General features: G+C 66.8%; 11 protein-coding genes and 1 pseudogene. 9 read left to right on the plus strand and 3 right to left on the minus strand.

Annotated features, from left to right (window positions below):
• The first annotated feature begins 375 nt into the window (after positions 1-375).
• The 6 genes from ACQCSW_RS11765 to ACQCSW_RS11790 all read left to right on the plus strand — a co-directional run bounded on the left by ACQCSW_RS11765 (position 376) and on the right by ACQCSW_RS11790 (position 6,281).
• The gene (locus tag ACQCSW_RS11765) at positions 376-912 is read left to right on the plus strand and encodes a TQO small subunit DoxD (RefSeq protein ID WP_426986090.1); all 537 of its coding nucleotides are present in this window, start codon (positions 376-378) and stop codon (positions 910-912) included.
• Positions 909-1,286, plus strand: coding sequence for an Rv1678 family membrane protein (locus ACQCSW_RS11770; protein ID WP_426986092.1), 378 nt, complete (start codon positions 909-911; stop codon positions 1,284-1,286). The genes ACQCSW_RS11765 and ACQCSW_RS11770 overlap by 4 nt, the downstream gene beginning before the upstream one ends.
• A complete protein-coding gene (gene fadE16 / locus ACQCSW_RS11775) occupies positions 1,283-2,437 on the plus strand; it encodes an Rv1679 family acyl-CoA dehydrogenase (RefSeq protein WP_426986094.1) in 1,155 nt (384 codons plus the stop codon). The genes ACQCSW_RS11770 and fadE16 overlap by 4 nt, the downstream gene beginning before the upstream one ends.
• Positions 2,434-3,246, plus strand: coding sequence for an Rv1680 family SBP-like protein (locus tag ACQCSW_RS11780; RefSeq protein WP_426986096.1), 813 nt, complete (start codon positions 2,434-2,436; stop codon positions 3,244-3,246). The genes fadE16 and ACQCSW_RS11780 overlap by 4 nt, the downstream gene beginning before the upstream one ends.
• The gene (locus tag ACQCSW_RS11785) at positions 3,240-4,244 is read left to right on the plus strand and encodes an Rv1681 family radical SAM protein (protein WP_426986098.1); all 1,005 of its coding nucleotides are present in this window, start codon (positions 3,240-3,242) and stop codon (positions 4,242-4,244) included. Before ACQCSW_RS11780 ends, ACQCSW_RS11785 begins: the two co-directional genes overlap by 7 nt.
• A gap of 189 nt (positions 4,245-4,433) precedes the next feature.
• A complete protein-coding gene (locus ACQCSW_RS11790; RefSeq protein ID WP_426986100.1) occupies positions 4,434-6,281 on the plus strand; it encodes a glycoside hydrolase family 15 protein in 1,848 nt (615 codons plus the stop codon).
• Between the two features lie 346 nt (positions 6,282-6,627).
• On the opposite strand, the gene ACQCSW_RS11795 is transcribed toward ACQCSW_RS11790, so the two are convergent.
• On the minus strand, positions 6,628-7,341 hold the full coding sequence (locus ACQCSW_RS11795; protein WP_426986102.1) for a haloacid dehalogenase type II: 714 nt from the start codon (positions 7,339-7,341) through the stop codon (positions 6,628-6,630).
• Positions 7,342-7,439: 98 nt separating this feature from the next.
• A complete protein-coding gene (gene merA, locus ACQCSW_RS11800; RefSeq protein WP_426986104.1) occupies positions 7,440-8,882 on the minus strand; it encodes a mercury(II) reductase in 1,443 nt (480 codons plus the stop codon).
• A gap of 269 nt (positions 8,883-9,151) precedes the next feature.
• Here merA and ACQCSW_RS11805 point away from each other — a divergent pair, with 269 nt between their 5' ends.
• Both ACQCSW_RS11805 and ACQCSW_RS11810 read left to right on the plus strand, forming a co-directional pair.
• The gene (locus ACQCSW_RS11805) at positions 9,152-9,541 is read left to right on the plus strand and encodes a MerR family transcriptional regulator (protein ID WP_426990682.1); all 390 of its coding nucleotides are present in this window, start codon (positions 9,152-9,154) and stop codon (positions 9,539-9,541) included.
• 290 nt (positions 9,542-9,831) lie between these two features.
• Entirely contained in the window at positions 9,832-10,203 is a 372-nt protein-coding gene (locus tag ACQCSW_RS11810; RefSeq protein ID WP_426986106.1) for a VOC family protein, read from the plus strand.
• Between the two features lie 21 nt (positions 10,204-10,224).
• On the opposite strand, the gene ACQCSW_RS11815 is transcribed toward ACQCSW_RS11810, so the two are convergent.
• On the minus strand, positions 10,225-10,482 hold the full coding sequence (locus ACQCSW_RS11815) for a hypothetical protein (RefSeq protein ID WP_426986108.1): 258 nt from the start codon (positions 10,480-10,482) through the stop codon (positions 10,225-10,227).
• Between the two features lie 28 nt (positions 10,483-10,510).
• Here ACQCSW_RS11815 and ACQCSW_RS11820 point away from each other — a divergent pair.
• Positions 10,511-10,774: pseudogene (locus ACQCSW_RS11820) on the plus strand (IS481 family transposase); the annotation flags it as partial.
• Positions 10,775-11,197 lie beyond the last annotated feature (423 nt).

The raw sequence follows: 11,197 nt of genomic DNA on the forward strand, positions 1-11,197 counted from the left end.
CGCGGTATCTTCAGCGGGATGGACAAGCGCCTGAGGCGGTAAACGAATCGACGTAGACTCGGCCCGGAGAGCGATCACAGAACACCGCCACGGAGCGCTAAAGTCCCCAAGAATGGGCCCCGTGGTTCTCCACTGTGCACAGACCGCTTGGAGTGTCTTGCGAACGATCGTTACCTGACACTCCCAAACGGCTTTAGCGCCCAGTTTCTCGCGCCTTGGTCCCCGCCCCTGGTCGATCCGGCCGCCGCACGCCTATACGCCCCGGCACCCTGACTGCCGTATATAAATGGAAGCCGTTCGGGATATGTAAGGACTTTGATGTTGCGCGTCCCCGGCCGCGGGTCCTTAATAGGAGCCATGGGAAAGGTACCGTTCATGGCTACTACGACGGCCGCCCCCGTTGAGGCGGGCGGGGAGTCACGGCTTGCCCGTGGGGGTGTCGCCGCGTTGCGGATCGGTGTGGCGCTGCTGTGGATCCAGAACGTGGGGTGGAAGGTGCCACCGGACTTCGGTGAGCACGCGAACACGGGATTGTATTTTTTCACCCGTTTCGCGGTTGACCGCCCGGTATTCCCCCCTTATGCATGGTTCGTTGAACACGTGGTGCTGCCGAATTTCCCCTTTTTCGGGTGGATGACGCTGCTCATCGAGGCCGGTCTCGGTGCGTTCCTGCTGATCGGGCTTGCCACCCGGTTCTGGGCGGCGGTCGGTTTGGCCCAGTCGCTGGCGATCATGCTGTCCGTCCTGAACGCACCCAACGAATGGCACTGGTCCTACTATCTGATGATCCTGACGCACGTCGCGGTGTTCGCCACCGCCGCCGGGCGCAGCTTCGGGGTCGACGGTGTCCTGCGCCCCGGCTGGCAGAAATCCACCGGACGCCTTGGGGCGCTCTTGGCCAGGCTGTCATGACCGGGCGGCGCTTCGACCGGGCCGCGGTTGTCCTGGGCGCTGCCGCACTGCTGGGCTCCCTGTTTGCCTTCTCAACCGGCGGACCGGCGCCGTTGGACCTCATCCATGTCCGCGGTGCGGGCCTGATAGTGATCGTGGCTTTGGGGGTGATCGCGGTGCTCGGCGGGGTGCTGGGCCTCCGTGTTCTGGTGATAGTGGCCGGTGCCGGTTTCGTGGCGGCCGCGGTGATTCAGCTGCTGCAGGCCAGCCAGGCGGTCAATTGGCTCGGCGGGAATGGCTCCACCCTGGCGCTGATGGGCGGTCTGGGGTTAGGGCTGCTCGCCGTCGGACTGACACGGCGTCCCCTCTCCACGGCCACAGACAGGAAGACATGATGAATCTGAACGCACGGCTTGATCCGGTACTCGCCATTGCCGGGGGCCATGCCCGCGACGTCGACGCCGATGCCCGGTTCCCCGAGGAAGCCGTCGCAGCCCTGCGGGAGTCCGGGTTGCTCGGGCTGACGCTGCCGGCGGAGGCGGGTGGTCTCGGTGGCGGCCCGCACGAACTGGTCGACGTCCTGGGTTCCCTGGCCGGGGTTTGCGGGTCGACCGCGATGATCTATCTGATGCATGTCAGTGCCGCGATGCCGGTGGCGGCCGCACCACCCCCGGGTCTGCCGGACTTGGTGGCCGATCTGGCCGGTGGCAGGGCCCTGGGTTCGCTGGCGTTCTCGGAGGCCGGATCCAGGTCGCATTTCTGGGCGCCCGTGTCCCGGGCACGGCTCAACGGTGCGGGGGTGCGGCTGAACGCCGTCAAGAGCTGGGTGACCTCTGCCGGTCACGCCGACGTCTATATCGTCTCGACGCTGACGGCGGATGCCGACGGCGTTGATTTGTTCGCGGTCCCGGCGGCCACACCGGGCGTCGAGGTGGCCGGGAGATGGCGCGGTATGGGGCTGCGCGGCAACGCCTCGACCCCGATGACCTTCGACGCCGAGGTGCCCGAGAGCTACCGCCTCGGTGCGGCCGGCGCAGGGTTGGACCTGATGCTCCAGACGGTGTTGCCGTGGTTCAACCTGGGGAACGCTGCCGTGTCGGTCGGGTTGTCCCGGGCCGCGGTGGACGCCGCCATCCGGCACACGAGCGCCGCCCGGCTGGAACATCTGGACGAAAGCCTTTCGGCGCTGCCGACCATCCGTGCCCAGCTGGCCCGGATGTCGATCGAGCTGGCCTCCACCGCCGCCTATCTCACACAGGCCGCCGGCCGGCTTGTCGAACCGCGTGAGGACACCATGCTGCACGTGCTGGGGGTCAAGGCGGCAGCCAATGACGCGGCCCTGCGCATCACCGACTCCGCGATGCGCGTCTGCGGCGGCGCGGCGTTCTCAGAACACCTGCAGATCGACCGATACTTCCGCGACGCCCGGGCCGGCCACGTCATGGCCCCCACCGCCGACGTGCTCTACGACTTCTACGGCAGGGCCATCACCGGACAGCCCCTGTTTGAGAGCCAGCCGTCCGCACCGGCGCAGGTCCCGGCGTGAGCGCCCCGCTGATCGTGGGCTCGGTCGCCTACACCCCTAACGTGGTCACCATCTGGGAGGGTATCCGCGACTACTTCGCCGGCACCCCCGCGGAGATGGATTTCGTGCTCTTCTCCAACTACGGGCGCCAGGTGGATTCGCTGCTTCAGGGCACGATTGACCTGGCCTGGAACACCAATCTGGCCTGGGTACGCACAGTCGCGCAGACCAATGGCGCCTGCCGGGCGGTGGCCATGCGGGACACCGACACCATGTTCCAGACAATGTTCGTGGCCCGTGCCGGAACCGGGCTGGGCGGCCTGGAGGACCTGAAGGGCCGCCGCCTGGCGCTGGGGTCCCGGGATTCGGCGCAGGCCGCGATCCTGCCCGTCCATTTCCTGACCCGGGCCGGGCTCGCCGAGGGCGAAGTGGACCTCCTGCGGATCGACAGCGACGTCGGCAAACACGGGGACACCGGCCGCAGCGAGCTCGATGCCCTGCGCGCGGTCCTCGATGACAAGGCCGATGCCGCCGCGATTGGCATCAACACCTGGGAGGCAATAGGGCGTGATGAGCTGATGCCCGGGGCGATGGAGGTGTTCTGGGAATCACCGACCTACAGTCACTGCAACTTCACCGCCCTGCCCGCACTCTCCGAGGAGCGCTCCGTGCCCTGGGTCGAGCACCTGCTGGCGATGGACTGGGATAACCCGCGGCACCGGCCCATCCTTGAAATGGAAGGCCTGCGCCGCTGGGTGGCCCCCCGGCTGGAAGGATACGAATCGCTGTTCGAGGCCGTACACGAACAAGGCATCGGGCCCCGATGGTAACCCACGGCATCGTCCTGGATCTGGTGGAGCGCCTCGCCACCGTGGCCGACGGCGCCACCGCGGCCGTGCCGCTGGGACCCGGCGACCAGGGCCTGCTGACGCAGACTGTGGCAGCATGGTGCGCCCGGACGGGCAACGAACTCCTCGAAGTCCGCGACGGGGCCGCCATCATCCGCCGCGGCCACACCCCCGACCCGCTCGCCGGGCTCGCGTCCGGGCAGATGCCCGGAACCCGGCTCTGGATGTACACCAACTTCGACTGCAATCTGGCCTGCGACTACTGCTGCGCCCGGTCCTCACCGCAGACCGCCCGCCGGGCACTGGGCATCGACCGTGTGCGCCGGCTGGCCGGCGAGGCCGTTCAGGCCGGGGTCAGCGAGCTGCTACTCACCGGCGGCGAACCGTTCCTGTTGCCGGACCTCGATGACCTCGTGGCGGCATGCACGGACGCGCTGCCGACCACGCTGCTGACCAACGGGATGCTCTTCCGCGGGAACAGGCTCGAACGCCTGCGCCGAATGGACCGCGACCGGCTCGTGCTGCAGATCAGCCTCGATTCCGCTACCCCGGACACCCACGACAGCCACCGCGGAACCGGATCGTGGGCCCGGGCAGTGGCTGGCATCCGGATAGCGCAGGAGGAAGGATTCCGGGTCAGGGTCGCCGCGACCCTGCCCGCCGGGCAGAGCCACGAACTCCAGCCGTTCCACACCTTCCTCGACTCTCTCGGCATCGCACCCGAGGACCAGGTCATCCGCGCCCTCGCCCACCGCGGCAACGCCGACGCCGGCCTGGAACTGACCATCGAATCACTCATCCCCGAAGTCACCGTCACCGCCGACGGCGTCTACTGGCACCCCGTCAGCGCCGACGACACCGACCAGCTCGTCACCGCCGAGATCTTCCCGCTGGCCGAGGCCATCGCCGAGGTCCGCCGCCGATTCAGCGACTACCGCGCACGCGCCAACGCCGCTACCCAATGGTTTCCCTGCGCCTGAGCACACCAGCCGCGCGCCGGGTCACCCGGCGCCGGCATCCCCGGGTCGGGGATGCCGGAAGCACCCCGCCCCCGCAGCGCCCTCCAGGGAGGCTTGGTCCTCTCGGCCCTGACTCTTGCCGTCCATGCGCGGATTCCGGTCAGCATGCTGAGGCGGATGATCTACGTGTGAATCCGGCAGGGTGTACCGATGACCAGTGAGCCCATCGCCAGCTACGCCATGCTCTCTGACTGCCGCTCCGCCGCGCTGGTGAGCGCCGCAGGTTCCGTGGACTGGTTGTGTTTCCCCCGTTTTGACAGTCCCTCGGTATTCGGTCGGATCCTGGGCGAGGACGCGGGATTCTGGTCGATCCGGCCTGCGGCCCCACACTCCTCAACCCGGCGGTACCTCGGCCCGACGATGGTCCTCGAGACGGTCCACACCACGGCCGGCGGGACCGTGACAGTCACCGATGCGCTGGTCCTGGGAGACGGGAACCGGGGCCACGAACTCGGTGCCGGGGCTCCCGGAACGTTGCTGCGGCAGGTTGCCTGCATCGAAGGCGAAGTCGAGATGGAGGTGACGTTCGCGCCCCGGCCGGAATACGGCCTGGTCCGGCCCCTCCTGCAGGACACGGGCGGCGGCATTTCCGTCCAGGGCGGGGCCGGCGTGCTGGCCTTCTCCACCCCGGTCCCCTTCGAACTGGATGGTGGTGAAGCGCGTGCGAAGCCGGTCCTTCGGACCGGAAACGCCCTGGGATTCGCCCTTCACCACCAGAACGCCGGGCCGGTATCGCCGGCGTTCTGGAGCCAGGAGGACATCGCCCGCCGGCTGGACGACACGCTGGAGGGCTGGGACAGCTGGTCGCAGATGCATCAGAGCTACGACGGACCTTGGCAGGACCTGGTCGCTTCCAGCGGCAGGGTCCTGCAAGCACTGACGTTCTATCCGACCGGTGCGATCGTCGCCGCTCCGACGACCTCCCTGCCCGAGGTCGCCGGCGGCACCCGGAACTGGGACTACCGGTACACCTGGATCCGGGACGCCAGCATGACCCTGCAGGCGCTGTGGGTGGCCGCCTGTCCGGACGAGGCCGGCAAATTTTTCCAGTTCCTCGCAAATGCAGCCGCCAGCCAGCTGAGCACCGGCGCCGAGCTGCAGATCATGTACGGCATCGGCGGGGAACGGGACCTGTCCGAACGCGAACTGGCCCACCTTCCGGGCTGGCGCGACAGCGCCCCGGTGCGGGTGGGCAACGGCGCCTGGGACCAGCGACAGCTCGACGTCTATGGCGAACTCCTCGACGCAGCCGCCACCCTCCCGGAATATCTCAACGATCTGGAGCCCGGGACGCGGCAGTTCCTTGCCGATGCGGCCGACGCTGCAGCATCGCGCTGGCAGTCCACGGATCAGGGCATCTGGGAGGTCCGCGGCGCACCCCGGCACTACCTTCATTCAAAGCTGATGTGCTGGGTAGCCGTGGACCGGGCCATCAGCCTCGCCGGGATCCTGAACGCGGAAGAGCGGGTTCCACACTGGATGCGGACCCGGGCCCAGCTCGCCGACTCGATCCACATGAACGGCTGGAACGAGACAGCCAACGCCTATACCCAGGCCTACGGCTCCGCGGACCTCGACGCTTCGGCCCTGATGCTCTCCATCGTGGGTTTCGTGCCCGCCGACGATCCCAGGATGCTCGCAACGATCGACGCCATCGAGCACCGGCTCACCGACAGCCGGGGCCTGGTGTACCGGTATAAGGCCGACGACGGGCTCTCCGGCGAGGAAGGAACGTTCCTGCTGTGCACGTTCTGGCTGGCCCACGCCCTGGCCCTGGCGGGACAGACCCGGCGCGCCCGGGCCGTCTTCGAACGGGCCGCGGGGTTCGCCACGGATCTGGGCCTGCTGGCCGAAGAAGTTGCCCCGGACAGCAGCGAACTGCTCGGAAATTTCCCGCAGGCTTTCAGCCATATCGGCCTCGTCAACGCCGCCTGGGCCATCCGCACCGCCGAGGACGAAAACCGGCTCCCTGCCGCCGGCGCCGGGGATGCCCCGTGACGGGTTCTGTTCCGGGCAGACGGCGCCGGGCGGTGATTCGGCTCGGAATACCGGTGGTTCTCGTGGCCGCCGCAGCCGTGGCGGCACTGATGTTTCCGCTCCCGCCGGTCAAGGAGATCCGGAACTATTTCGGCACTACGGGATGTCGGGGGCCGGCGGCCTTCATCCTCGCCTAGCCGCGCTGACGCCGGTGCCGGTGCCGGTGCCGGTGCCGGTGCCGAAAAGTGTCCTGTCAGTCGCCGCGGGGCTGGTCTTTGGCTTCGCGGCGGCATCGCCGTCGTCTTTGCCGCCGCGATCCTGGGTTCCGTTGCCGCGTTCTGGCTGGGCCGGGAGTCGGTGGAGAATTTCACCGGGGCGCGGGTGGAGAAAGTCGATCAGCTGCTGCGGCTGCGACCAGAACCGCGGGAAGTTCGGTCAGGACGGTGACGGTGAATTCAGGAGCCTCAAAGTAGCCCGGGTAGCTTCCCCCGGTCCTGTTCAACCACGCTGTACGCAGCCCGGCACTGGCGGCGCCGTGGATGTCCCACGGATGGACGGCGACCAGCAGCATGCTGGCCGGGTCAGCCCCGGAAGCGGCGGCGGCATATTCGTAGGATGCCCGGGCAGGCTTCCAGGCGGGTGCATCTTCGACCGAAAGCAGCATCTCGAATGCGTCCCGGATCCCTGCTGTCGTGAACAGCTTCCCGGCGATACGGGCCGGGCCATTGCTGAGCGTGATCAGCCGGAACCCGGCAGCGGAGAGTGCCCTGATCCCCTCGGGGACGTCCGGATGCAGTCCGAGGCCGGCCATGCCCTCCATAATGTGTTCGACCGCCGCGTCCAGGTCACGGTTAAGCTCCACCCGGGAGAGCAGCCCCCTGAGTGCTTCGGCCCCGATCCTTGCAAATGAACCATTTTCCCCGCTGGCGGTGAGTGCGAACCCGTCGCGCAGCAGCGTAGTGAACCAGAGTTTGGCCAGTTCAGCCGGCGCCCCGGCCTCGCTGAAGCGCGCCCCCATGGGGGACATATCGGAGAGGGTTTCGTTGACGTCAAAAACGATAACTGACGGCGTAGTATTCATGGATTCTCCTCGTGCTGAAGTGTGGATGCCCAGAGACGGTCGGTGGGGTGGATTAAATTAGTGTTCAGGGAGTCTTCTTCCGTGTGGAGGGGGAGGGATCAGGAGGCGCAGCAGGAGAGTTTGGCGACGTCAGTGGTGAAGGACTGGGCGGCGATCTTGATTCCTTCGGCCATGGTCAGGTAGGGACTCCACAGGTTTGCCACCTGCTCCACGGTCATCCCGGCTTCCAGGATATAGACGCCGGCGGCGGCCAGGTCCCCGGCGTCCTTGGCCACGGCGGTGATTCCCACAATCCGTCCAGTGTCGGCGACGGCGACGATCTTGATGAACCCGCGGGTGTCCCGGTTCACCAGGGCCCTGGGCACATACTCCAGGGGCAGGACCCGGCATTCGCACCGGATGCCGGCCTCGTTGGCTTCCCTGTCTGTCATCCCGACGGCGGCCAGGGCCGGGCTGGTAAAGGTGACCCGGGGAAGGTGCCGATAGTCGACCTCACGGCCGGCGTTGTTGAAGGCGTTCTCCACCACCAGGGAGCCGTGGGCGGCTGCGACGTAGACGAATTCGCGGTGCCCGGTCACGTCCCCGGCGGCCCAGATCCGTTCGTTGGAGCTGGCCAGCCGCCTGTTGACCAGAATCTCGCCGCCGTCCCCGGTCTTGACGCCGACCGCGGCCAGGTTCAGGCCTTCCGTGACCGGCCGACGTCCCGTGGCGACCAGCACCCTGGCGGCCCGGAAGTCCTCCTGACCGCCGGAAACGGCCGCAGTCGCAACAATCCCGCCGGTGGCCGGGTCCGCGCGCACCGAGGACACGGCCGCCCGGCGGACGACGCGGATGCCCTCGTCGGCGAAGACACCCATCAGGGCGCGCGAGGCCTCGGGCTCCTCAGCCGAGGCCAGGCGGGAGCGGACCAGCATGGTCACCTTCGACCCGAGCCGGGCGAAGAGCTGGGCCTGTTCCAGGGCCACGTACCCGCCACCGATCACCAGCAGGGAGTCAGGGACCTCCTCGAGTTCCATCGCGGTGGTCGAGGTCAGATAGCCCGTGTCCGCCAGTCCCTCGATCGGGGGCGCCCACGGGGCGGAGCCGCTGGCCACCAGATAATGCGCGGCCCTGACGGATTCCCGGGAACCATCCTGTCCGGCGATTTCCAAGACGGGATCGTCCTGGGTGCCGGCAAACACGGCAATGCCCTGGCGCAGTTCCCAGCCGTAGTCCGCGATCAGGTCCACATACTTATCCGAACGCATCGTCTCCACCAGGGAACGCTTCCCGCCGATCAGCCCGGCCATGTCCACTGCCCCGGCTGAAGTGCTGATGCCTGGGAACCGGCCTGATGCGTCCAGGGCAACATGCCTGGCCTCCGCCGCAGCGAGGAGTGCCTTGGACGGCACGCAGCCGGTGTTCACGCACGTCCCGCCGACGGTGGAACGCTCGATCATCAGAACCCGTTTGCCCAGGCTAGTAGCCCGGATCGCCGCCGCGAACGCTCCCCCGCCGGAGCCGATGACGGCCAGATCAAAATCAGGTGTTGGTTCAGACATGAAACCCTCCAAGTCGTACAGCAGCGCCGTCCCGCAATACCCGCAACGGTGCCTCGTGTATGTTCTGCCCCCAGCCTGCACCTTCCACCGCAGGGGAAGGTCAAGAGGCTGACCAGTCACCGGCACGAAACCGCGGAGCCCTCACCGACGCCTCCGAAAAAGTGGGCCTCCCCCGGCCCAGGGTGGCCCACCAGGGTTCCTGTATCCGTTCTTGACCTTCCACTAAACTGGAAGGTCAAGTGGGAAATCCACGGGACAAGAGGTGCATGATGCGTATTGGCGAAACCGCCGCAGCCGCCGGCACGACGGCCAAGACACTGCGGTTCTACGAGGACCGCGGTCTGCTTCCGGTCGCCGACAGGGCACCGAACGGATACCGCGACTACCCCCACGAGACAGTCAGCCGGCTGGAATTCATCCGCCGCGGCCGCACCGCCGGACTGACCCTGGCCCAGATCGGAGACATCCTCTCCATCCGGGACATCGGCCAGGACCCCTGCCTACACGTGAGGGATCTGCTGGTCAAACAGCTCCGCGACCTCGACGCCCAGATCGCAGAACTCACGGCGCTGCGTGCAACCGTCGCCGAATTTCATGACGCCGCGGCCGCCGGGGACCCCGCAGCCTGCGACCCAGAGCGCATCTGCAGCTACCTCTAAACCCGACCAGGCGAATACCCCTCCTCTGCCGCTGGATACCCACACCCTGGGAATACATCAGCAGGGGCGACCCGCGGAACGCGGGCGTTAAACCGCCGGCGCTCACTTATACGTGCGGCCCGATTCAGGACTGTTCGAAGCGGACCATTCCACTCCCCCGGGGTTGTGTCTCGCGAACGATCGTTCGCAAGACACCATCTATCGCTTTGGAGTGGCCGGTTCTGGCGGAATCTTGCGCTAGCGTTGGATATTTCACTTTTTCACAAGCCAGCCCTTGTAGGGTGTGAGGCATGGCTTCTCGCTTCTCCGAACTGGTCATTGGCTGCCTGGATCCGCAACGGCTGGCGGAGTTCTGGTGCGAGGTGCTCGGCTTCGTCGTGCTCGGCACCGAGGACGGCGCGATCGAGATCGGACCGGAGGAAGGGTTCGGCGGACTGCAACCGACCCTGATCTTCAGCCCGACGACCGAGCCCAGGACCGGCAAGCTGCGGCTGCACATCGACATCAACCCCACCGACCGCGACCAGGACGCCGAGCTCGAGCGCCTCCTGAAGATCGGTGCGCGGCCGGCCGATATCGGCCAGACCGGCGAGGAGCAGTGGCACGTCCTGCTCGACCCCGAGGGCAACGAGTTCTGCCTCCTGCGACGCCGCCTGAGCTGAGTCCCCGCCGGAATGAAGAAACTAAGAGGGGGACCGCTGGAGGTGGTCCCCCTCTTCACGTTTTGTCTCGCCCACCCGGTAGGTGGAGGACCAGCCGCTGGTGTCGTTGTGCTTGCCCACGATCGATGCCGCTGTCTCACGCTTCCTGTTCAAGGATGCCGACCCGGTTGAGTTCCGGGATGGTGTAGACGGTAGTTGGAACGCCTGAACCCCTGTGTAGTCAGGGACGGCGGTCATGCCTTTGAGCATGTTGGAGGCGGCGATCTTGCCTTCGAACACTGCGACGGGGGTTAGAGGTTCAGAGTAGGTCAGAGACCGCGGGATTGGTTACGACTACGTCCATGTCGCCATCGATGACAACACCCGCTTCGGCTATGCCGAGCTCCGCCCCGACGGAAATGGCGCGACCGTCGCCGGGTTCCTCATCCGCGCCGCGAGCTATTTCGCCGGATACGGCATCCAACGGATCGAGCGCGTCATCACCGACAACGCGCCGGCCTACCGCAACTCCACCGCGTTCCGCCAGGCCGTTGCAGACCAAGGGGCCGTGCAGCGTGTCCCTCATAGACCCGAGGCTGAAAACAGGAATCTGATACTTTCAAATCGTGTCATGGTGCTGTAGCGCGTCAGGGTCCGCGACATCGGGACTGAAGTGGCCGTGGTTCACGCGAGGTGGACAATGACCGGGCAGATCGGCCCCGATGGCGAACCTACAGGGATAAGGCGCGGAGTCATCAGTTTCACGGCCGCCCGTCAAGAGAACGATCGATGGCTCGCCGTGAGCGCCCAAAACACTGATATCGTCCCTGGGATCCAACCGAGCGTTTCCACGGACGAAGTACTTGTGCCGGAAACGGACTCGTCACGGACTCATCCCAAGCCCGCACCGTCAAGGGCCACCGGCACAGTCCGGCACAGCCTCTGCAGCAAACATGCCCATTGACGCCGCAAGAGTTATCTGCAATATTACTTCGTATATGATTTCGTACTCGAT

Origin of the sequence: Pseudarthrobacter sp. Y6, from assembly GCF_050156205.1 — a bacterium.
In the GTDB taxonomy this organism is placed as follows: domain Bacteria; phylum Actinomycetota; class Actinomycetes; order Actinomycetales; family Micrococcaceae; genus Arthrobacter.